A 22,949-nucleotide genomic window follows, 5' to 3' on the forward strand; every position below is an offset into this window, starting at 1 on the left:
GTTTAGAGTCGGTTTTTTTATGATTATCAAATTGTGAACTGATTTTATTATTTCTAGGTAAATAATAAACAGACTAAAATTAAAAGGAATATTTTAAAAGTAGCAACGGTTATGAAATAACCAGCGTGTATTTCTTTTTAAATCTAAATCAAAACTAATTATAATTTCATGAGAGCTTAGATTTTCTCCATAATTAGCAAGTCTATTATCATAAGAGTACCCAACTCTATACTTTTTATTGATAACTATAGCAAACAGAGCACTCATAGATTCTTTATAACGGTAAGATAAACCTGCTTCAATTATTTCTTTATAAATAAAATTAGCATTTAGATCTATAGAAACAGGTAGACTAGGCGTGTATTTTATAATCATTGAAGGTTTAAATTTTAATTCTTCAGACATCTCATAGATATATCCTGATGCTAAAAAGAAGTTGTGATTGCTTATTCCAAAGCTTTCATCAAGGTTTTCTAAGGTTTTAAATTGTCTAGATTTTAAAATATTTGGAATGGATAATCCTATAAAAAAATCTTCAGTATAATACAATCCACCAAAACCAATATTGGGGTAACTTCCGTCTGTAGAAGCATATATTTCATTATCTGGTGTTACACCTCCTGCATAGTTATTATTAAAAAAAGTAACGCCACCTTTTAAACCAAAAGAGAGTCTTTCGTAGCGAGATATAGGCAATGTATAAGAGACATCTAAATTTATATTAGTACTATTTGCTAAACCTAACTTATCGTTTATAACCGTTGCACCAAAACCTAAACCAGCTGCTGTTCTTCCGTTTATGGAAAACGTTTTGGTTTCTGGTGCTCCTTCTACACCAACCCATTGCTGGCGGGATAATAACGAGATGCTTAAATCTGCTCTAGAACCAACAAACGCAGGATTTATTACCTGCATATTATACATGTATTGTGTATAATGTGGTGTCTGTTGTGCGTAATTAAATGTGCTAAAGAAAAGAAAAATTAAGACACATGTAAAAAGCGTTTTATCTGTGATTTTTAAATTGTTTTGGGGGCTTTTTTGTATCATCTTATTAATTGGATAAAGCTTTTCTTAGGTTTTGTAACACCATCGTTATAATCTAAAGAGTAATAATAAATGCCTTCTGTAACTGGTTTTCCGTTGTTGGTACCGTCCCACCAAAGTGGATTTGCATTACCGTTGTTTTTATAATCAAATACTTGACCTCCCCAACGGTCAAGTATCGTTATTCTAAAGTTTGGATACTCTTCAATTCCAGAGATTTCAAATACATCACTTTTTCCATCATCATTTGGCGAAAAAAGGTTTGGGTAATCATTGTCCTTTATGGTTCCAACACCATAAATTGTTGAAGAGTAGTTAGAAACACCTGTAGTTGTAATTTCTACCTCTAATAGCATTGTTTCTGTATCTTCGTTTATAGTATCATCTATGGTTTTTACATCTTGAGTAATAGATGTTTCAAATGCAGGTATATAAGCGATGGTAAATTCCGGATTATAGTCTTCTAAATCACTTGCTGTTTCATTAACCGTTTCTAAATTGAAGTTGATCGGTAAATAATTCTGCATTGGTTCATCCGTATCTGGATTTACCAATGAGACTGTAAAAGTTAAAGTACGCCCTTCAATAACAGTAACATTATCTATTATAACTTTAGGATCTGGGTTTATGTCTAAAATAGTACCTGTTTTAGTTAAATCTTGAGCGCCAATATGAGCAGAAGCTACAACACCAAAAACGTTTATAAATTCATCTGATTCGTTTATATTGTCTATAAAAGTAGGAATGTTAAAAGAACTTTCTGTATTTGCATTATTAGGGTCTGTGGTTCCATTAATGGTTAAAGATTTATAAAAACTTTGGTAATCTTCTGGGCTAATTGCAGTGTCGTCTGTTGTATGAATGTCTATGTAAATTGGTCGTGAAGATGGACGGCTTAAAATAACTTTATGTTCTAAATCATCTCCTTCATTACTTATAGAGTTATTCATGGTAATAGACGGTGCATCTTCATCATCTAAAAGAGTACCAATCCCATTTATTTCTGTATTAATGGTGTTGTTAGAAGTTATGTTACCTTTTAAAGTAAATAATTCATCTAGCTCATCAATATTGTCATCAAAAGAATTTACGGTAAACGTATTTGTATCTATAAAAGGATCTATTGTTAAAGTTTTAGAGTTTACTTGTTTATAATCATAAGGAGCAATTGCTATATTGTATGTGTCTGTAGTTTCGGTACCATCTATTGTTGAAAAGCTAATGTTAATCGGTGATGCACTTTGAATTAATTTTGAGTGATCCGTCTTTTTAACTAACAAGATTGTGAATTCTAAATCTTCTCCTTCTAATACAGATACATTATCAACAAGTACAACAATGGCTATAATCTCTCTCCAGTCTCTTTCTGATGTGTCAGGATCATCGTTGTTTGGGAAATCGGTAGGAACTTGACTATTTGTTGGGTTTACCAATGCAGTATTATTGTCATAAGCATCATCTAAACCATCATTATCACTGTCTATATTTAGTAGAGTAGTTTCTGCAATTCCATCATTATCTAAATCCCAAGCTTCAATAGTATCATCACGAATGTCATTATCAGAATTTAAATCAATATAATCAGGTTTACCATCAAGATCTGTGTCTGTTGGAGTAATTCCGTTTGGATATGCAGTATCTATACCTAAAGCATTAATAACACCATTTGGTGCTTTGTAATTAGCAGTAGTTTGTCCTTCAATATTATCTACAATACCATCTCCATCAGCATCAATATCTATAAAGTCTTGATTGCCATTGGTGTCTGTATTCGGAATAGTGTAATTAATTGAGGCATTGCTATTATCATTATTTTCTTTAGTGTTATCAAGTCCATTTTTACCGACTGGTTTATTGGTACGACCATTACGGTTTGTATCTACAGACTTATTTCCTGCTTCTACAATATCTAAAATTCCATCATTATCACTATCTAAATCTAAGTGATTAGGAGCCCCATCATTATCAAAATCAAAAAGATCGACAATACCATCGTTATTCGCATCAGCACCAAAATCGGTATCTCTGTAATTAGGTATAAAATCTTTGTCATGGTCATCTAAAGGATTTAATCCATTGTATTCATCAACATCTAGGATGGTGTCGTTATCATCATCAATATCAACAGCGTTAGAAATACCATCATTATCAGAATCTGTCGTGGCATTAACAGCTACAAAATCAGATGAGCTTATAATTTTATTTAATGGATCTGTTGCGGTAAATTTAGAAGTGTTATTGCCAATACAGTCTTCATAAAAAACCACTGTAAACTGAACAGTAATTGTTTCTCCTCGCATTAATATACCAGAAGTACCATCAAAAAAATTAATATCTGAAGTACCGTTGTAATTAGGGTTTAAAATTGGGTCTTTTGTTGCTGTTGAGTTCTCTATAAAAGGAGTTGTCACAGAAACAATGTTACCAGAACAAATTTTATTTAAGTCGTCTTGTAGATTTAAGTTTTCTAACTGTACAATGTTACTATTGTTTTTGATGGTAAGTTGAAAGGTAACCTCATCATGTTCTAAAATACCATTAGGAATTTTATTAACTTCTGAAATTGCTTTCTCATTATTATTGGCAGATCTAAATAATAATACCATATTAGAAGAAGCGCAACTGCATTGCATTGCAGATGTTACTGGTGCTGTAGACGAATTTGTTGGGTAATATCTATCTAAATGATTTCCTAAGCCATCAGACCAATTAACAAAAGAGAATTTTTTGTTGTTAGATGAAGTAGACTCATCTAGTCCGTCTAAATCTCCTTGGGTTTGTGAAAGGTTTAATTGATAAAAATTGTTAATTCCAGTGGAGGAGAAAGGTTCTGTTAAATAATAAACTTCTAAAATTACAGTTTCTCCAGGTTCAAGAGAATTATTTGGCATTAGTAATTTTGTGTTTGTTCCTCCGTTATAAGAATTGTTAACAGTTACATTAGGCCCTGAAACTTGAGTAACTTTAAGCTCTCTAAAAGCAATACCATTGCTTAAGAAATCGCCTAAACCCATGTTATAGTTAATATTATTAGCTGTAGCAGTACCTTCATTTGTTAAGATAACTCTGTTATTATAATCAAAAGTTCCGTCTGGATTTACATTAGGTCTTGAATCTGGTACATATAATCCTCCAGCCAAAATAGCTTCTGTAGTATGAAAATCTTCAAGTAAAATACTGTTAGCGTCGTTTCCTATTGTAGAAGTTACCTCTGCTACATGATTAAAATCGATTCCAGAACCAGAAGGAGTAGGGGTAGGTCTACCACCACAAAAAGGATTTACCGTTACGCAAAATTCAATATTTATAGATTGCCTTGGGTATAAAATAAAATTATCTATAGCATCTTTGTTAAAAAGAGAGTTTGATGTAGCGTTTAAAAAATCATTATTTACAGCATCTGTATTAAATTCGGTAGGGTACGGGTTGTCTACAAAATCTTGAACAGCAGTAGTATTAACCGTAACACCTTCTATTTGTTCTACACATCCATTGCCATAAATAGAGTTTAAGTCATTTGTTAAATCTATGTTTTTTATAAGGTTTTCTGCATGGTAATCTCTTGCAGTACTTTTATTTTTAAGCGTTAAACTATATTTTATCTTATATACTCCATCTACGGTGTAGCCTTGGTTACAGCTAGATATAGAGCTTATTTCTAATAAGTCGGTTATGTGTTCTACTGTTAAATATAAATTAGCTGAATCTGTAAAAGTTCCGTCAGAAATAATATATTTAATTACAGGAATATTCCCTGTATAGTTTTTAGTGGGGGTAAAAGTATAGCTACCATTTGGTTTAAAAGAGATACTACCACCTGCAAAAATAGCTTTTTGATCTGTGGTGTAAGTTGTTCCGTTTATGATAAAATTGATAATCGATAATGAGTTGTTATCTTGATCACTGTCATTTATGAGTACACCAGGAGTATCTACATTTAAAGTAGTGTTTATGTTTGCTGTATCATAATCATCCTTAGCATCTGGCGGGTATAAGTTAATAATTTTTACAGTTAAGTTAGCGGTACTTGTAAAACCTCCGTCTGAAACGGTATAGCTAATTGTAGGAATTTTGTTGTTATAATTAGCGGCAGGTATAAAAGAAAAACTACCATCTTCATTTATGGTAATAGATCCTTCAGTAAAATTTGCTTTTTCACCTGCATTATAACTTATAGTATCTATTTTAAATTCTGTAATGGATAAAAAACTGTCGTCTTTATCTGTGTCATTACTTAATATACCAGGCGCATCAATATTAAGAGTTGCGTTTGTTTCTGTTGAGTAATTGTCATTTTTAGGGTCGGGCGCATATAGATTGTTAACTTTAATGCTCAGGTTAGCAGAAGCAGTATACGTGCCATCAGAAATTACATAGTTAATAGCAAGAGTAATATCATTATAATTAGTAGTAGGTGTAAAAAGAAAACTACCATTTGCATTTATAGTAATTGCTCCATCGGTTAAGTTAGCTGTGTCTCCTGCAGCATATGTGATACTATCTAATGTAAACGACGTAACCTCTAGATCATCGTCATCTATATCAGTGTCGTTACTTAATAAACCGGGAGTATCAATCCTTAATTCTGTATTAGATGTAGTGGTATAACTATCATCTTTTGCTACAGGTGCTGTTTGTGCAGAAGTAAATTGATAGAAGAATAAAAAGAATATAAGTATTTTATACGTATTGTATTTAGGGGGTATCATTTTTTGGGGGATTAAATGATTTTAATAAAAAAGTTTAAATATTGTTAGATAGTTATGCGGTTTTGAGTGAGGAATAATTTATACCTAAATCTGTTATATTAACATATAAGCTCAAAGATTTTATCTTTAAGGTAGTATTATTTTGGGCAGAAGTATTATCCTTATTTGATTCAGGGCCTGCTAGAGCAAACTGATTGAATAAGAAATAAAATAATATAAATAGTAGTAAAAGGGATACTACATATAATATAAATGTACTGTATTTGTTTTTTTTAGTAGATATCATTTTTGGGGGAATTAAATGATTATAATATTTCTATTAATTATTAGTATAAGTGTTTGTTGGATTATAACAAATAGGGTAACTCGAATAAAAACTAGTAAACAATTGAGGATTTTCATTTGGACCTATGTGATTAATAAGGATGTCTAGCTTGTTAATTTTTAATGTAGCGATTGTTTTAATGACGTAATTAACTGCTGTGCCTACAGAAGTTGCAGTAGCAAACTGATAAGGAAACATGAGGAATACAAGTAGCTTGTATTTGTTTGTATTTAAGGGTATCATTTTTTTGGGGGATTAAATGATTATGTATTTCTAATAATATATTGATAAATGTAGCTAAAAATATTTTAAACACAAGCTACTTTTAATTTTTAATTTTGCAAAATTATAAAATTATTATGAATAACAACCTTTAATTTTGATTTAAAAGATAGTTAAGCGCTTGTAAATTAGCTTATTGACCCCATAGTATTCTGATGGCTACAAAAACAGCAATAACAATTGCGCCGTAAATAAGTACTTTTTTACCCGTTCCTTTATAATAACGTTCGTGGTTTTTTATGTCTTTTCTATAACTGTAAATCATTAGAGCTACAAAAGAAATGAAAAATAAAGTCATAAAAATAATTCTTCCTGTTGTAAAATAAGCACTTAAAAACATAATTTGTATTCTTTAAAAGTTGTGGATTAATGGTAAACAAGAAGCTTTTATTTTATCAGAAAGTTTATATATATTGTCTAACTAAAATTAATAAAATTCTATTCTGCAAAATTACAAATTAAATGAAGAATGTCCTCGTTTTTGGTATAACTTCTAAAATTGAATCTTATTAACTAAATAAAAAAACAATAATTTAAATAAAACAGAATATATAATGAAAAATAAAATAGCAGCAGTAACTGAATTCCACACCGCTTTTAAATTAAATATGAATCAAAAGCCAATTGCAAATATTGGTAAAGATAGAAACACACTTCGTTTTAATTTAATGAAAGAAGAAAATGAAGAATATTTAGAGGCAGCAGAAAATAATGATTTGGTTGAGGTTGCAGATGCTTTAGGTGATATGCTGTATATTTTATGTGGCACAATTATAGAACACGGAATGCAAGATAAAATTGAAGAGGTTTTTAATGAAATTCAGCGTAGTAATATGAGTAAATTAGGAGCAGACGGTAAACCTATTTACAGAGAAGATGGTAAAGTTTTAAAAGGACCTAATTACTTTAAACCAAATATTGGCGATATTTTAGATTAATAGGCAATTATAATAAGTGAAATTTGTATCGAGAACCAATGGTAGTTTCTTAATTTGTTCTCGATACAAGTTTTTAATAAAAAGAACTTGTATCGCATTATAAGAGTGATTTAAACTCTATAATGTAGACAAGATAAATTGCTATAAATATCTATTGTACCAGCTTTCTTCAAGAGGAATTTCCCAATTGTTATCAAAGTCCACTTTTGTAGTTATTAAATTATCAAAAATGATGCTTTTTGCTGTTACAGCTTTATTTTTAAGTAGTTTTTTAAAGTCTTTTAAATCTTTATATTGTACATACTCTCCTTGTTTAAAACAAGCATTCATTTTGTCTAACAATTCTACTTCATATTCTTGTTGTAGTCCTAAGATAAAAGAAACAGAAGTATCTATGTCTGAGTTTGTTAACGTTGAATTTTCATCATCTGCAAATAGCACAATAAAACGATTGTATAAAAATTGGTAGGAAGCTTTAAAGTTTTCATCGTCAGATTTCCAGTTTTCTAGAAAGTCTTTTACTTTACTTTCAATTCCTTCAATTTCATTCGGGTAAAATTTTCTACTAGAAGGGTACACCCAAACTTTTGCTTCTTCGGTAATTGTGGAATAATCTACAAACATTTATATATAATTTTCGGTGCAAATATACAGAAAAGAAAAACCGTAAATCAATTTATTAATTTACGGTTTTAAATTTATTTTTTATTTTATTTATACTTCTTTTGCAAGTGTATTTGTAAAAAGTTGTATAAAATCGTCTTGTATGTTTTGTCCCTTGTTTTTGTTATACCAAACCTGTAAATTTTCTTTAAATTGTGCATCTATTACACCATGTTTGGCTTTATAATCTGCAACCATTTTTGTAGCTTCACTAGGTCTAGGTCCCCAAGTGTTAATTACATTATTGTCTTTATCTAGAGCAACTAATTTAGGGATTGATTTTCCTCCATTTGTTAAAAATAGGTTCATTAAATCTTCATGCTCATCTCTTAAAACTAATTTAAGATTAATAAGACTATTTGTTGCTGCAATTTTATTTATAACAGGTAAGTTTTGAGCAGCATCTCCACACCAACCTTCTGTAATAAGCAGCCAAGTTTGAGGTTCAGTAATTTCTTGCATTTTTGTAATGGTAGCTTCAGAAATTTTTATGGTTTTATCTAAACGCTTCATTCTTCTGTCGTTTAACATACTGTAATTTGTTAAATCTTCAGATTGTTGAGTTCCTGTCGCTTTTCCTTCAGCTAATAAACTACTTACTAAATCTCTATATTCTTTATAAGATAATGTGTCTTGTAAACTTTTTTCAATAATTTTTTTCATCTCCTAATATTTTATACAAAGGTATTTTTAATGATTAAAAAAAAATGTAACCTTTGTTACAAACTTCTTGTTTTTTATTAATAGTGTAGACGAAATAAAATGGATAGCTTACATTTTAATTTTATGGTTAAAAAAAAAGACTTTTGTTACAATTTCCTTAAATAAATAAGAGATGTTTTTAAAATGCTTATTTTTACCACTTATTATAAAAAATCGTGAAACAAATTATTTACTTATTGCTGTCTGTTATTTTATTTTCTTGTGGTAATAATAAGAAAGAAACTGTTAGTGCGCTTCAAGAAACACCAAAATTAAGTACTCCCGTAAAGCATATTTCTGTAGAAGGTGTTAAAGCTATTTATGAGCCAGAAATAGAAAATTGGCAAGAACTAAAAACGGTAAATTCTTTTCTAAAGAAATTTGAAAAAGTATCGCCAAACGAAGCTTTAAGTAATGCGTTAGAATTAAGAGATTTGGTTATCAGTTTAAAAGACAGTGTAAAGCCAGAAATTTTCGACACTCCTCCTTTTGAAACAAGAATTAACGTTTTGCACAATGAGGTATTGCGTTTGGCAGATCTTACTTTTATACCCGCAATTACCTCCGAAGAAGTTAATTTGCAGGTAGATAAAACAATAGCCGCTTTTTCTACTGTAAACTCTAAGATAAATAGCATACTTGCTAAAAAGCGTTTTGAAGAAGAAATAAATATCGACTTCGATTTCATAGGTATAGATTCTACCCAAATGGATAGTATTTCTAAGAAATCTATTAATTTAAAAAAATTGGAACAAGATTCAATAAGTAAAGAAAGGAATGCAGTACAAAGAAAAGAATTTAACGAGATTTCTCCAGAAAATCAAGTTTTTTTAAAGAAAGAATAGGCAATGAAAAATGTTTTTTTAATCTTAGTGGTAGTTATTTCATTTTTTAATTGTAACGTTAAAAAAGATATTGAAAATACTCCTACAATTGTATCGATAAAAACCAATGCGAATACTTTGCTAGATGAGTGGCACCAAGCGGCTTCAGAAGCAAATTATGAAGGTTATTTTGCTAAGATGGACAGTCTTTCGGTTTTTATTGGCACAGATGCAACTGAAAACTGGAGTAAAACACAATTTCAAAAATTTAGCAAACCTTTTTTTGATAAAGGCAAAGCGTGGTCTTTTAAACCTTTAGAAAGAAATGTTTATGTAAACGAAGCTAAAGATTTTGTTTGGTTCGATGAGTTATTAACTACTTGGATGGGAACTTGTAGAGGTTCTGGAGTCTTAGAGAAGAGGCAAAACGTTTGGAAAATTAAACACTATGTATTGTCTGTAGAAATACCAAATAACGATATACAAGCCGTTATTTTAGCAAAGAAAAAAAGTGATTCTATCTTTTTAAGTACAATTAACAGGTAGTATTAGAAGCTATTTCCTGCTTTACTCTATATCTTTTTGCCGAAAAAGCAAAAAGGATGCCGTTTCAATCAGGGCTAAAATTGTTTGTAAGCAGTTAGCTATTAATAGGTTTTGCAGTGCTGTTTTATTCTTTACAATGCTATTCTATCTGTAGCGCATATAAACCTCTAAGCAACTACTTCGGCAACAACTTTATAAATCAACTCGCTTTCAAAACCTTTTCGCATTAAAAAGCCAATTAATTTTTGTTTTCGTTTATAAATATCAGATTCAGAAATTACTTCATTTCTGTTTTCTGTAATTCTATAAATAGTTTGTACGTACTCTTTTTCATCAATTTCTTTTAAAGCTGTTTTAATGTTGTAAGTAGAAATATCTCTAAATTTTAATTCTCTAACAATACGTTGTTTTCCCCAAGATTTAATTTTGAATTTTCCGCGTGCAAAACTTTTAGCAAAACGTTCTTCATTTAAAAAGTTATCTTTCATCAAACTTAATAAGATCATTTCTCTAGCTTCAGGAATCAGCTTGTATTCATGCATTTTTTGCTCTACTTCTTTGTGGCATCTATCTTGGTAAACGCAGTAGTTTTCTAACTTACGTTTTAATTCATCAACCGTAAAAGACTTCTTTTTTATCATTGGTTCGAAAATACAAAAAGAGATGAAATTATATGAATTTCATCTCTTTTTTATAAAAAAAATATGTTTAAAATTTAGATTTGATTTTTTTCATCAATTCTTTTATTTTCAATAATCACTTCTTGAGAAACCATTTCGTTTGAGGTTGTTTTGGTTCTAATCCACATTTTAAATAAGGTTACTAAGTAGAATAAAACAGGCACCACAATTAGTGTTAAAAAGGTTGCTATTAATAAACCATAAATAACGGTCCAAGCTAAAGGTCCCCAGAAAACAACGTTATCTCCACCCATATAAATATGTGGATTGTATTCTGTAAACAAACTAAAGAAGTTTATATTTAATCCAATTGCTAAAGGAATTAATCCTAAAATGGTGGTAATTGCTGTTAATAAAACAGGTCTTAAACGCGCTCTACCAGCATTTACAATTGCTTCGAATAACATTTGTTTGTCTAAATAATCTTCGTGGTCTATTTCTAATTCACCTTTCTTTCTATCAATTAACAATTGTGCATAATCTAATAGTACAACTCCATTGTTTACTACAATACCGGCTAAAGAGATAATTCCCATCATGGTCATCATAATAACAAAAGAACTACCAGAAATAACGATTCCTCCAAAAACTCCAATAAAGCTTAAGAAAATTGCCAACATGATAATTCCTGGTTTAGAAACCGAGTTGAATTGGAAAATTAAAATGAAGAAAATTAGAGCCAATCCAGTAAAGAAAGCACCCACTAAGAATAACATTTGTTTGTTTTGTTCTTCTAACTGACCAGTATAATCAATCTTTATTCCTTTAGGTAAATCTTTAAAGTTTTTCATTTCTTCTCTAATTTTACCAACCACGGCTCCAGCATCAGTTTCTCCAGGAGACAATGCAGAATAAACGGTAACAAGTCTTTTTATATCTTTGTGCTTAATAGCACTAAAACCAGAATTGTTAGATTGTGTTGCTACAGTAGAAACCGGAATCTCCTTTATTTTACCAGAAGCCATATCTCTAAAGATAATATTCTGATTAAAAATAGCACTCTTATTATATCTGTCTTCTTTGTTAAAACGAACGTAGATATCATAATCGTCTCCATCTTCTTTGTAAACACCTGCTTTGTTTCCAAAAATAGAAGCTCTTAATTGTTGCCCAACCTGTCCTGTAGAAACACCTAATTCACCCGCTTTTTTACGGTCTACGATAACCTCCATTCCTGGTTTGTCTCGGTTTACATCAATCTTTAATTCATCTATACCAGAAATACTTTTTGTGTTGATAAAATCTCGCATTCTTTGTGCTACATGAATTAATTCTGCATAATCATCACCTTCAATTTCAATATTAATTGGAGATCCTGCAGGTGGTCCGTTAGCATCTTTTTCAACAGAAATTAAAACTCCAGGATAAATACCAACCAATGCAGTTTGTACTTTCTGACGCATTAACTCACTATCTAAGCCTCTTCTATATTTGTATTCTCTCATAGAAGCGGTTACTTTTCCTTTGTGAGGCATTTCTGCAGCAGAACCACCATCTGTCTGTGGGTTTCCTGCACCTTCACCAACTTGAGAAATTAAACTTTCTACCATAAAATTGTAGTCGCCATCCATATACTCATCAGCATATAAAACGCCTTCTACCTTCTCTTCAATTTGTTTTGTAATAGCATTTGTTTTTTGAATATCTGTTCCTTCTGGATATTCTATATAAACAATTATTTGATTTGGCTTATTGTCAGGAAAAAATTCAACCTTAGTTCTTTGAGTACCTAAAGACCAACCAAAAGCAATAAATGAAGCAAATAAAAGAATAGTGGTACCAATTACTAAAAAGTAAGGAGTTTTACCTCTTAAAGAAAAACGCAAACTACTTTCGTACCATCTCTCTAAAACTGGCAGTACTTTGGTTTGAAAACTATTAGCCCATCCTCTTAAGAATAAACGATACACCCAAAGCATTACTGCTACAAAAATCATTAATGCACCAATGGCACTGTAAGTTCCGCCTGCAATTAAAATTAAGATACCTATTACTGCCATAACACCTGTTACGATTGCAATCTTTTTAATAGGCATGTCTACATCTTCAACACTCATAAATTGAGAGACCAATACAGAGTTAAAGAATATTGCTACTAATAATGATGAACCTAAAACGGTAGATAATGTAATTGGTAATAAAACCATAAAATCACCCATTACACCAGGCCAAAGACCTAAGGGTATAAATGCGGCAACGGTTGTTGCAGTAGAAATGATAATAGGAAATGCAATTTCGCTAATTCCTTTTTTAGCCGCATCAATTCTATTCATGCCTTCTTCGTCCATTAAACGATATACGTTTTCGACGACGACAATTCCGTTATCTACCAGCATTCCCAGTCCCATAATTAATCCGAAAAGAATCATGGTGTTCATGGTGTAACCTAACAAGTTTAAAATCATTAAAGACATAAACATAGACATTGGTATGGCAAAACCAACAAATACTGCATTTTTAAATCCTAAGAAAAACATTAAAACAGTCACTACTAAAATAACCCCGAAAATAATGTTGTTTACTAAATCGTCTACCTGACCGATGGTTTTATTAGATTGATCGTTGGTAATGGTAACACTTAAATCACGAGGGAAATAATTATCAATAGCATCGCTTACAATTACTTGTATTTGCTCTGAAGCTGCAACCATATTTTCTCCAGCACGTTTTTTAACATCTAACATTACAACCTCTTGTCCTCTTTCTCTGGCAAATGTTGTTTTGTCTTTGTCTTTAAAAGAAACGGTTGCTACGTCTTTTAAATATATAGGATTGTCGAATTCAGATTTTATTACAAAATTCTCTAAATCATTTGGTTCGTCAATTTCACCAATAATTCTTACCGTTCTTCTTTGTCCAGAGGTAATAAAATTACCAGCAGACATGGTTACGTTTCCATTGCTAATTGCAGAAGTTATGTCGTTAAAACTAACTTTTGCAGCCATCATTTTATATATATCTACAGCAACTTCTACTTCTTTTTCTTGAGCACCTCTAATATCAGCTTTTTTAATTTCAGCTAAATCCTCAATATCATCTTGTAAATATTCTGCAAATTCTTTTAATTTATGAACAGGGTAGTCTCCAGAAATATTAATATTTAAGATGGCTATTTCTTCAGACATACTTAAATTGAATACATTAGGCTCTACTTTAGCATCATTAAAAGTAGGCCAATCTTCACTAGATGTTTCTGTAGAAAGCTCGTCTTTAACCTTTTGTTTAGCTAGTTCTACGGTAATGTTTTCATCAAACTCAACAATTACCATAGAGTAATCTTCTTGAGAGGTTGAGGTAACTTCTACCACATTACTAATGGTTTTTACTTTATCTTCTATCGGGTCTGTAATTAGTTTCTCTATATCTTCTGCAGTGTTACCAGGGTAAGCAGTACTAATATATATCTTGGTTTCTTTAACTTCAGGGAAATTCTCTCGGGCCATACTTAAGTAAGCAGAAATACCGTAGAAAAATAAAACTCCCATTAGCACGTAAACAGTAGTTTTATTGTGAATTGCCCAAGCGGATAACTTAAACTCTTTATCGACTTGTTTTTTTTGTTTTGTCATCGTTATTTTTTTTATTTATTGATAACTTTAACTACTTGTCCATTATTTACACTTCTCGCACCTTCATCAATAATTTCTGTGCCTGCAGGTAAGTTTTCTAAAACTTCGATGAAATTTCCTTGTGTTTTACCTGTTTTTATAATAACTCTTTCTGCAGTTGCTTCGTTATTGGATTTTTTATTTTTAATGGTATATATAAATTGTTCTCCATTTGCGTTTTCAGAAATAATACTTTGCGGAATTAAAATAGCATTTTCATCTGTATAATCATTAACTTGAAGTTTTGCTGTTAAATTCGGTTTTACATTTCCGCTTTTATTTTCAACAGGAACTTCAATTCTAAAAGACCTATTATTTGGGTTGATAAAACTACCAACTTGTCTTACTTTACTGTCTACACTTGCACCAAGTACAGGGAATTCTATTTTTACTTCTTTATTTTTTTGAATACTTGTTATGTATCTTTCTGGCACTTCTGCTTCTACATACATATTATCTAAGTTTACAATTCTAAAAATTTCTGAACCTTGCCCAGGAGCAATTACGGTTCCAGCTTCTTTCATAACATCATCTATAACTCCAGAAAATGGCGCTCTAATAGATGCTTTGTTTTGTTGACTTTTTAGCTGCTTTAAAGAGTTTCTTTGAGACTCATAATTCGTTTTAGTTTGTAAAAACTGAATTTCCGACCCTATTTTTTGTTCCCATAAACGTTTTTGACGTTCAAATGTAGTTTTTGCTAATTGTGTAGTTGCTTCTAATTGTGCAACCTGATTGCCTATACCACCATCATCTATAGTTGCTAATAATTGTCCTTTAGAAACTTTCTGACCTTCTTTAACATAAACTTTTTGTAGAATTCCAGGCATTTCTGGGTAAACTAAAATGTTTTGTTTGGTCTTTACACTTCCTTGTATTTCTAAATAATGTTTAAAAACGGCCTCTTTTGCTGTAAAAGTGGTAATTAAAGGAAGTTTCTTAAGCGTGTCTTTTTTAGCAATTGCATTATTTATAGCTTCTAAATCTGCATTTATAGTTTCTAAATTTGCTGTAATTTCTTTCTTTTTAGCGGTTAATTCTTTTAAATCTCCAACAGAAATGATGGCTGCAACTGATGTTGGTTTTTTTTCTCCACAAGATATTAAAACAAGTGTAAATGCTAATAATGTATATATTTTTCTCATGCCTATTTATTGTTTAATTGGGGTGTTTAGTGCGTTTTCTAATGCTGCTTTACTAGCAATTACATCTAACATAGATTGTATGTACGATTGTTGTTGTGAGTATAGTTGGTTTTGTGCTTGTAGTAAATCGAAACTAGTAGAAATTCCTTCAAAAAATTTAATTCTTTGTTTCTTTTCTATTCTTTCTGCTAAACCAACATTCTTTTTAGCAGTATTATAGTTTTCAATACTTAGTTGATACTCGCTTTTTGCTTTTTCAGCTAATAATTCTAAACGTTGTTTGGTTTCTTCTAGCTTAATATCTGCTGTTTCTAAAGCAATTTTTGCTTGCTTTGTTTTAGAACTTCTTCCTAAACTACTAAAAATAGGTATGTTTAAGCTGACTCCTAAAAGAGAAGATTCAAACCATTTCTGATCATTATCAAAGAAAGTAAAATTGTTTGAGTAACCAGAATATCCGTAGTTTACAAAAGCTGATAAGCTAGGTAGTGCTTTACTTTGTTCTAAGCGAACTAATAAACGTTTAGATTCTCTATCGTTCTCTGCTATTTTAAAATCGATATGATTAGAGAAGCTAAAATCTTCTGAAACTAAACTTAAGTTAATGTTGCTTTCAGTTAATGAATCTAAAGAATCTGTTAACGTAAGTTCTGTTTCAATTGGAGCTCCTAAAGAAAGGTTTAGCATTTTATAAGCTATAACTTTCATTCGTTTAACACTGTTTAGTTGACTTTTTAAGTTTCCTAAAGTAATTTCTAGTTGTTCTATGTCTTCTTCTTCATTAAATCCGTTTTCATAGATTTGTTTTGCATCACTTAAATTTTTTTCAAGAATTTTAATGTTTCCTTCTAAAATTGTAATACTATTTTCTGCGACTAATACGTTTCCGTATGCATTTATAACAGTTTCTCTAGTTAAAAGTTCTGTTTTTTCGTTTGCTTGTTTAGAAATTTTTAAATAGGTCTTAGAGGCCTGTAACCCTACTAAATAAGAACCATCGAAAATTAATTGATTTAGAGTTACAAAACCGGTTAAACTTTGTTTTGTTCCAAAAACCAATTCATCCTCAGTTCCGTCTCCATCAATATCAATTAAACTTACTTGTTGTTTTATCCAATTTTGATAATCTACTGTGGCGCTAATTTGAGGTAAACCCGTTGCGGTTGTTTCCCATACTTTTTCATTTGCAGATTTAATATCATTTTTAGAAGCCTTTGTATTGTAACTATTGTCAATAGCAAAATCTATAGCATCTTTTAATGATAAGGTCATTGTTTTTTCTTGTGCATTGGCAATAAAGAAAAAACAGGTACTTATGCATACCAGAATTATTTTTTTCATGTGGTTTTTATTTCTGTTTTAATTGGTTTTCTAATTGATGTATTCCTTTAATTGTACAAATTCCTCGTAAATGGTATTCTAAAAAATAATTCATTAAAGTGTTCATAGAATAATCTGTTAATGGAAATAAATCTTTATCCTTTAAGCCTATTATTCCGTTAAAATATATTCTAGATACAAACTCTAAGTTTATAGATTCTCTGTATAAGCCAATTTCTATACCTTTTTTTAAATTGGCAATAACGCAATCTTGCATTACATGAAATTGCTTTTGCTTTAAAGAAGCATAAATTTTAGGGTAGTATTTTTGAAGTTGATATATAGGTGAAGATTTTTCATCTTTTAAATTGTTTAAAACTACTCTTTTTATCGAGAAAAGTTCATCAATCGGGTTTAGATTTAATTCACATATACCATTTATTCCAGAACAGATAACGTTAAACATATGGTGTGTAACAGCGTTTATAAGTTCTGTTTTGTTTTTAAAATACTTATAGATCGTCTTTTTAGAGACGCCTAAAGCACTGGCAATTTCGTCCATAGTAACACTCTTAAAGCCTAGGTTTAAGAAGAGTTCATTTGATTTTTCTAATATTTTATCTCTCATAATTCGGGTGCAAATGTACGAATGGAAACTATAGAAACAAAAGAAGTTTCCAAAGTTTTGTTTATTTTTTAACATTGGAATTGTGAAGTGAAATTACTTTACGTTATTTTTACAAAAAAATAACAGATTTGGAGATTTTACATTATCAGAAAGATTTTATCAATTATTTAGAATCTAAAAAGTGGGTTAGTGAACCTAGGAATTTATATGAACCTATAGATTATATCCTAAAATTAGGAGGTAAAAGAATGCGCCCAATTTTAACATTAATGGCTGCAGATATTTTTTCAGGAGGATATGAAAAAGCTATGCCAGCAGCATTGGCTGTTGAAGTTTTTCATAATTTTACTTTAATTCATGATGATATAATGGATGATGCTCCTCTTAGAAGAGGGAAAGCTACGGTTCATGAAAAGTGGGATTTGAATACAGGTATTCTTTCTGGAGATGCTATGCTAATATTAGCTTATCAGTATTTTGAGAATTATGAGCCTGTTGTTTTTCAGAAATTAGCAAAATTATTTAGTAAAACTGCTTTAGAAGTTTGTGATGGACAGCAATTAGATGTCGATTTTGAAACTAGAAATGATGTAACTATTGATGAATATATAAATATGATTCGGTTAAAAACATCTGTTTTGGTAGCAGCCGCATTAAAGATGGGGGCAATTGTTGTTGAAACAAATGAAGAAAATGCAGACTTAATATATGACTTTGGTTTAAATTTAGGTTTGGCCTTTCAGTTACAAGATGATTACTTAGATACTTTTGGAGATCCTAAAACATTTGGGAAACAAATAGGAGGGGACATTATAGAAAATAAGAAGACTTTCTTATATTTAAAATCATTAGAGATTGCATCTCAGGAAGATAAAAATAAATTAAGTGTTTTTTACAATCAAAATTTAACAGAGAATTCTTTAAAAATTAAAGAAGTAACTCAGATTTTTGATAAAAATGATATCCCTGCTTTAGTAAAAGAACAGATTAAGAATTATACAGAGAAGGCGTTTGATACTTTAAACACTATGGATGTGTCAGAAAAAAACAAGAAAAGTTTAAAGAATTTTGGACTTTGGCTAATGAATAGAACGGTTTAGAAAAAAAAACTAATATTTTATTTAATAATGTAATAAAAAGTATTACATTTGCAGCCAATTATTTGGTCCCATAGCTCAGCTGGTTAGAGCATCTGACTCATAATCAGAGGGTCCTTGGTTCGAGCCCAAGTGGGACCACCCTGAAACCTCTTAATCCTTTGATTAAGAGGTTTTTATTTTTTAAAGGGGGTTTGTTAGGGGGCTGTGATTTTAGCTTGTAAAATAAACTTCACATGGATATGGCTCAAGAGGTTGCTCGTTTGAGTCCAGTCATGGTTGCTGATAAAGCCAATATTTTCCAATTGTTTCGAAATTAAAGTTTTTTTTAACAGCTTTATATGATTGTCTTGTGCCTGTCAATTTAGGTCTAATTCCAGCTAAGATAAAAGTTTCTCCAATTTCTCTTTTGAATCTCTCCATTTAGGGAGTTTTTTAGTTAAAAGACTGTAAAATTTATTACTATGGTTATGATGCGCTAAATGACATATCTCGTGAACGATTACATAGTCTATACATTCTTTTGGAGACTTAATTAAATCTAAATTTAAACTAATAGTTCCATCTTTAAAGCAACTTCCCCATCGGTTATTAAACCATTTATAGTTTAATGAAGTATCTTTTTCTGATAGTTCTTTAGCTAGTCCTAATCTATTTTCAAAAAGATTTTGAAAATGTATAATAGCTTTAGATTTGTACCACTTTTTCAGTTCCTTTTCAATAGCATTTTTATTATGCTTATCTTTTATATCAATTAATATATAGCCCCCTTTTAATTTGACTGAATTTGTATTTGACTCTGTAATTTTTAATCTATAATTTTTCCCCAGATACAAATGGCTTTCACCACTTTCGTAAAGCTTTTCTTTTGTTCGTGGTTCAAAGAGCATAAAGAAGTCTTTTTGCTTATTTATCCATTGCGCTTTAGACTTTACTTTCACAGCTATTTTATCATAAGGTGTTTCTATAGGGGCTGTTACAACCGTAGAGCCGTTAGGATATACCTTAATACCTAGCATCTTCCTTTCATTTCGCTTTAAACAAAAATCAATTCTTGAATTACCATATGGAATACTCTTTAACTCCATAAGTTACTTGTATTTAAGTATTGCAATTTTCAAGCACTCACTAATGAGGTAATCTATTTTATCCCAGTCTGTGTCAATGTCAAATTTCTGATGTAAATCATAAATTACGTCTCCTAATTCGATATTTATTTTCCCTGTGATATCTTCATTTTTATGCCAATCAATAATCTTTTTCTCGTTTAAGTAAATATGTTCCTTTACAGTTTTATCAATCGCTAAACTTACTTCAATATGAAATGGTGTATTTAATAACTCCACATTTTCAAATATTGACCTACTAAAGTTGTAAAACGCTAATGCAACTGTATTGTCTGCCAACTCATCTGGTGCATCTTTTGAGCGACCATTAAAGAATTTATCTTCGTTTTCCTTAGCTTTTTTTAAATATTCTGCTTCGTCTATACGTTTTTGATGATAAGCTGCAATAGTCTCTTTTATAAGGTCTGCAAGTTTTCTATAATAAATAGGATCTTCTTGCATTTTTAAATTAATAGCCTTAACCGTTCTGCTAGCGATATGGTCTGCTTGAGCAGCTTTTCCCTTAATGTTTTCTACCTGTGCATCACGTTCCTCTTTGTTAAATATATCAACTAACTCAGTAATTTTCATTATTTCGCCATCAGTTGTAATATGCTTATTAATAAGTTTCTGAATTTGTGGTTCAAACTCTTTATATGCAATATCATCATTGTAACGTCTAGTAACATCTACACGTAATTTTAGAAAGAACTTTGCATCTTGCTTGTAGTTATCTATCTTCTTTATATCTGTATTGGTAACAAAATCCACCGAAGAAAGTGCTAGTTTTAAAAGTCTTGCGAACTGAGACACTTTAGTGTAAAAATTGTTTCTCACATCTTCAGGCGACAAGTGTTCTTCATATGCAGTTGTTTCTAAATGTTTTCCTTTTAAAGTTTTAAAAATATCCCACAATTCTGAGTGTGCTTGCGGTAGTTTGGCAATCTCATCTTTAATATTGGTTAGTGTGCCTTCTAAGTCTTCTTCTTCAAATCCATCTAAATTTGAATAGGTACTTAAAGCAGTATCCAAATTTTCAAGATTACCATAATAATCTACAATATAACCATAATCTTTACCGGGATAAACACGATTTACACGTGCTATGGCTTGCAATAATGTGTGTTCTTTAAGCGAACGGCATAAATATAAAACGGTATTGTTTGGTGCATCAAAACCAGTTAAAAGCTTTGCAACAACTATTAGTATTTCTGGTTTATCACGTTTTTTAAACTGATTGATGATACTTTTTTCGTATTTCTTTAGATCACCATACTTATCTATCATCGCATTGAGATAGGTGTCTTCTCTTCTTTTGTCTTCGTTTTCATTAAAATAACCATCTTCTGTTCCTTCTCTTTGGTCAGATTGCGTTACTACAACCTCAGAATCCACCATTCCGATTTCATCTAAAAATTCTTTGTATTTTAAAGCTGCTTTTATGGTAGGTGCTACTAATTGTGCTTTTGGTTTATAATTGTCATTATGTGTTTGAAAAAATGCTGTATAATGCTCGCTAATGTCTAATGCTCTGCACATAATAACTTCATCTGCTTTATTCAATTCATTTACAGTATTGAATTTTTGTTTCAACTTTGCACGCCCACGTTCTGAAAGATTATTACGCTCTACTAGTTTTTCAAAGTAGGTGTTTAAAGGAGCTTCATTTAACATTATATGTGTATGCCTTCCTTCATATAATAATGGTACTACAGCACCATCTTCAACAGCATCTTTTACAGTGTATGCTTTACCAATATAACCACCAAATTTACTAGCAGTACTTTTTTCCTTTTTCATTAAAGGTGTTCCTGTAAAGGCTAGAAAACAAGCATTAGGAAATACACGCTGCATACTTACATTAAATGTTCCGTATTGCGTTCTGTGACCTTCATCTATTAACACAAAAATATCTGATGAAGTAAACGGTTTCTTGTTGTTTTTTACAGCTGCTTCAAACTTGTTAATAATGGTTGTTATAATAGCATCACTATTATCTTCGAGTAGTTCCGTGAGATGCGAACCTGTTTTAGCTTGACGAACTTCTTTTTTACACTTTTTAAAGGTGTCTGAAATTTGGTCGTCAAGGTCTACACGGTCTGTAACTAAAATTATTTTTGGATTTGAAATATGTGGATTAGACGCCAACATTTGTGCAAGCATCACCATAGTTAATGATTTACCACTTCCTTGTGTATGCCAAATAACACCTCCTTTACGCTTTCCTGTATTGTCAAATTTAGTGACACGATTAATAGTGTTGTTAACCGCAAAATATTGTTGATATCTCGCTATCTTCTTTATACCATCATCATAAAGAGTGAAGTTTAAAATCAAGTCCAGTAATCGTTCTGGACGACACAAGTTATATAGTAATTTGTCTTGCTCTGTAAGTAATCTATCTTCAGTATCAATGCCATCAAAGTTTTTACGCACATACTCCGCTCTTTCTTCAAAAACCATATTTTTTTGGTCTTCTTCTAACCTTTTATTTTTGAGTTTATTGAGTGCTGTCCAATACTTTTTTTCTGTTTCGCTTGAGGCAAATTGCTCTGTCCATTTTGCCCAAAACTCTTTACTTGTTCCAGTAGTTGCATAACTACCTTTATTAGTAGCTATACTTAAGAGTAAATTAGAATAGACATATAATGACCTGATTCCATCTTTACTAAAATTTCTTGTATGTTGTTCTATAGCTAGAGTTACTGGTGGTTTTGTGCCGTTTAATGAGGGACTTTTGCATTCTATAATTACCGTTGGGATACCGTTTACGAATAATACCAAATCTGGTCTATAAGTATCTGTTCTGCCTGTTCTAAGTACAGGAAATTCTTCTGTAACGTGATATACGTTATTTTTAGGGTTTACCCAATCTATGTACTTTATAGTATGACTTTTTTTATCGCCATCAATACTTTGTTCAAAGGCTTTACCTAGCGTAATTAAATCATAAAATGCTTTGTTTGCATTTATAAAACCATCTTGTATAGGTAAGTCTTTTGCGGCTATAACAGCCGAATTTATATTAGCATCTGAAAAAGCATACTCCTTACCACGACGATGAATAGTGTTAATTTTAGCTAGCTGAGTACGTAATATTTCTGTAAACAATACTTGCGATTTCCCGCCTCTCCATTGTTCTGCTTTTTTAGGACTTACATAGGTATAGCCCATATTGATGAGCAATTGCAACGCAGGTATTTGAGATACATTGTCTTCTAAATATGATGGTGTACTCATAGTGTGTTTTTTAATATAATTGTTAATAACTTTGTTTATAATGCAAATTTGTGTAATTTTGCAATGTCATTACCCAAAGGGTAAAGGAC

16 protein-coding genes and 1 tRNA gene are annotated in these 22,949 nt (G+C 30.8%); 5 read left to right on the forward strand and 12 right to left on the reverse strand.

The window, feature by feature from the left end; all coding sequences use genetic code 11:
- Positions 1-93 precede the first annotated feature (93 nt).
- The 3 genes from H0I27_RS03880 to H0I27_RS03890 form a co-directional block, all read right to left on the reverse strand.
- Positions 94-1,050, reverse strand: coding sequence for a type IX secretion system membrane protein PorP/SprF (locus H0I27_RS03880; protein ID WP_218732589.1), 957 nt, complete (start codon positions 1,048-1,050; stop codon positions 94-96).
- On the reverse strand, positions 1,047-5,756 hold the full coding sequence (locus tag H0I27_RS03885; protein WP_218732590.1) for a cadherin-like domain-containing protein: 4,710 nt from the start codon (positions 5,754-5,756) through the stop codon (positions 1,047-1,049). The genes H0I27_RS03880 and H0I27_RS03885 overlap by 4 nt, the downstream gene beginning before the upstream one ends.
- 740 nt (positions 5,757-6,496) lie before the next feature.
- Positions 6,497-6,703, reverse strand: a complete 207-nt coding sequence (locus tag H0I27_RS03890) for a hypothetical protein (RefSeq protein WP_218732591.1) — start codon at positions 6,701-6,703, stop codon at positions 6,497-6,499.
- Positions 6,704-6,917: 214 nt separating this feature from the next.
- Between H0I27_RS03890 and H0I27_RS03895 the strand changes: the two genes are divergently transcribed.
- On the forward strand, positions 6,918-7,301 hold the full coding sequence (locus H0I27_RS03895) for a nucleoside triphosphate pyrophosphohydrolase family protein (protein ID WP_218732592.1): 384 nt from the start codon (positions 6,918-6,920) through the stop codon (positions 7,299-7,301).
- Between the two features lie 141 nt (positions 7,302-7,442).
- Here the strand turns inward: H0I27_RS03895 and H0I27_RS03900 are convergent, their stop codons facing one another.
- Together H0I27_RS03900 and H0I27_RS03905 are read right to left on the reverse strand one after the other, a co-directional pair.
- The gene (locus H0I27_RS03900) at positions 7,443-7,925 is read right to left on the reverse strand and encodes an ABC transporter ATPase (RefSeq protein WP_218732593.1); all 483 of its coding nucleotides are present in this window, start codon (positions 7,923-7,925) and stop codon (positions 7,443-7,445) included.
- 90 nt (positions 7,926-8,015) lie between these two features.
- Positions 8,016-8,627: a thioredoxin family protein gene (locus H0I27_RS03905; protein ID WP_218732594.1), complete on the reverse strand. Its 612-nt coding sequence runs from the start codon at positions 8,625-8,627 to the stop codon at positions 8,016-8,018.
- A gap of 215 nt (positions 8,628-8,842) precedes the next feature.
- Here H0I27_RS03905 and H0I27_RS03910 point away from each other — a divergent pair, with 215 nt between their 5' ends.
- Both H0I27_RS03910 and H0I27_RS03915 read left to right on the forward strand, forming a co-directional pair.
- On the forward strand, positions 8,843-9,511 hold the full coding sequence (locus H0I27_RS03910) for a hypothetical protein (RefSeq protein ID WP_218732595.1): 669 nt from the start codon (positions 8,843-8,845) through the stop codon (positions 9,509-9,511).
- Between the two features lie 3 nt (positions 9,512-9,514).
- Positions 9,515-10,036 (forward strand): nuclear transport factor 2 family protein, encoded by a 522-nt coding sequence (locus tag H0I27_RS03915; RefSeq protein ID WP_218732596.1) that lies wholly within the window; start codon positions 9,515-9,517, stop codon positions 10,034-10,036.
- Positions 10,037-10,203: 167 nt separating this feature from the next.
- On the opposite strand, the gene H0I27_RS03920 is transcribed toward H0I27_RS03915, so the two are convergent.
- From H0I27_RS03920 to H0I27_RS03940, 5 genes are all read right to left on the reverse strand, one after another.
- Positions 10,204-10,677 carry a regulatory protein RecX gene (locus H0I27_RS03920; RefSeq protein WP_254713140.1) on the reverse strand — a complete coding sequence of 158 codons (474 nt, stop codon included), beginning with the start codon at positions 10,675-10,677 and terminating at the stop codon, positions 10,204-10,206.
- 74 nt (positions 10,678-10,751) lie between these two features.
- Positions 10,752-14,285, reverse strand: a complete 3,534-nt coding sequence (locus H0I27_RS03925) for an efflux RND transporter permease subunit (protein ID WP_218732597.1) — start codon at positions 14,283-14,285, stop codon at positions 10,752-10,754.
- An 11-nt stretch (positions 14,286-14,296) separates the two neighbouring features.
- On the reverse strand, positions 14,297-15,469 hold the full coding sequence (locus tag H0I27_RS03930; protein ID WP_218732598.1) for an efflux RND transporter periplasmic adaptor subunit: 1,173 nt from the start codon (positions 15,467-15,469) through the stop codon (positions 14,297-14,299).
- A 6-nt stretch (positions 15,470-15,475) separates the two neighbouring features.
- On the reverse strand, positions 15,476-16,810 hold the full coding sequence (locus H0I27_RS03935) for a TolC family protein (protein ID WP_218732599.1): 1,335 nt from the start codon (positions 16,808-16,810) through the stop codon (positions 15,476-15,478).
- Positions 16,811-16,817: 7 nt separating this feature from the next.
- Entirely contained in the window at positions 16,818-17,417 is a 600-nt protein-coding gene (locus tag H0I27_RS03940; RefSeq protein WP_218732600.1) for a TetR/AcrR family transcriptional regulator, read from the reverse strand.
- Positions 17,418-17,545: 128 nt separating this feature from the next.
- Between H0I27_RS03940 and H0I27_RS03945 the strand changes: the two genes are divergently transcribed.
- Both H0I27_RS03945 and H0I27_RS03950 read left to right on the forward strand, forming a co-directional pair.
- Complete coding sequence (locus tag H0I27_RS03945; RefSeq protein ID WP_218732601.1) at positions 17,546-18,517, forward strand: polyprenyl synthetase family protein; 972 nt, start codon at positions 17,546-17,548, stop codon at positions 18,515-18,517.
- A gap of 64 nt (positions 18,518-18,581) precedes the next feature.
- Positions 18,582-18,655 (forward strand) — tRNA-Ile (locus H0I27_RS03950).
- A gap of 239 nt (positions 18,656-18,894) precedes the next feature.
- Here H0I27_RS03950 and H0I27_RS03955 read toward each other — a convergent pair.
- Positions 18,895-19,602 carry a M48 family metallopeptidase gene (locus tag H0I27_RS03955; protein ID WP_218732602.1) on the reverse strand — a complete coding sequence of 236 codons (708 nt, stop codon included), beginning with the start codon at positions 19,600-19,602 and terminating at the stop codon, positions 18,895-18,897.
- A 3-nt stretch (positions 19,603-19,605) separates the two neighbouring features.
- Positions 19,606-22,860 (reverse strand): type I restriction endonuclease subunit R, encoded by a 3,255-nt coding sequence (locus H0I27_RS03960; protein WP_218732603.1) that lies wholly within the window; start codon positions 22,858-22,860, stop codon positions 19,606-19,608.
- Positions 22,861-22,949 lie beyond the last annotated feature (89 nt).

It is taken from the genome of Polaribacter sp. HaHaR_3_91, from assembly GCF_019278525.1.
Classification (GTDB): domain Bacteria; phylum Bacteroidota; class Bacteroidia; order Flavobacteriales; family Flavobacteriaceae; genus Polaribacter.

Coding starts and splice junctions, on each gene's coding strand:
- H0I27_RS03880 (WP_218732589.1), bottom strand. CDS start 1,050: ATGATACAAAAAAGCCCCCAAAACAATTTAAAAATCACAGATAAAACG.
- H0I27_RS03885 (WP_218732590.1), bottom strand. CDS start 5,756: ATGATACCCCCTAAATACAATACGTATAAAATACTTATATTCTTTTTA.
- H0I27_RS03890 (WP_218732591.1), bottom strand. CDS start 6,703: ATGTTTTTAAGTGCTTATTTTACAACAGGAAGAATTATTTTTATGACT.
- H0I27_RS03895 (WP_218732592.1), top strand. CDS start 6,918: ATGAAAAATAAAATAGCAGCAGTAACTGAATTCCACACCGCTTTTAAA.
- H0I27_RS03900 (WP_218732593.1), bottom strand. CDS start 7,925: ATGTTTGTAGATTATTCCACAATTACCGAAGAAGCAAAAGTTTGGGTG.
- H0I27_RS03905 (WP_218732594.1), bottom strand. CDS start 8,627: ATGAAAAAAATTATTGAAAAAAGTTTACAAGACACATTATCTTATAAA.
- H0I27_RS03915 (WP_218732596.1), top strand. CDS start 9,515: ATGAAAAATGTTTTTTTAATCTTAGTGGTAGTTATTTCATTTTTTAAT.
- H0I27_RS03920 (WP_254713140.1), bottom strand. CDS start 10,677: ATGATAAAAAAGAAGTCTTTTACGGTTGATGAATTAAAACGTAAGTTA.
- H0I27_RS03925 (WP_218732597.1), bottom strand. CDS start 14,285: ATGACAAAACAAAAAAAACAAGTCGATAAAGAGTTTAAGTTATCCGCT.
- H0I27_RS03930 (WP_218732598.1), bottom strand. CDS start 15,469: ATGAGAAAAATATATACATTATTAGCATTTACACTTGTTTTAATATCT.
- H0I27_RS03935 (WP_218732599.1), bottom strand. CDS start 16,810: ATGAAAAAAATAATTCTGGTATGCATAAGTACCTGTTTTTTCTTTATT.
- H0I27_RS03940 (WP_218732600.1), bottom strand. CDS start 17,417: ATGAGAGATAAAATATTAGAAAAATCAAATGAACTCTTCTTAAACCTA.
- H0I27_RS03955 (WP_218732602.1), bottom strand. CDS start 19,602: ATGGAGTTAAAGAGTATTCCATATGGTAATTCAAGAATTGATTTTTGT.
- H0I27_RS03960 (WP_218732603.1), bottom strand. CDS start 22,860: ATGAGTACACCATCATATTTAGAAGACAATGTATCTCAAATACCTGCG.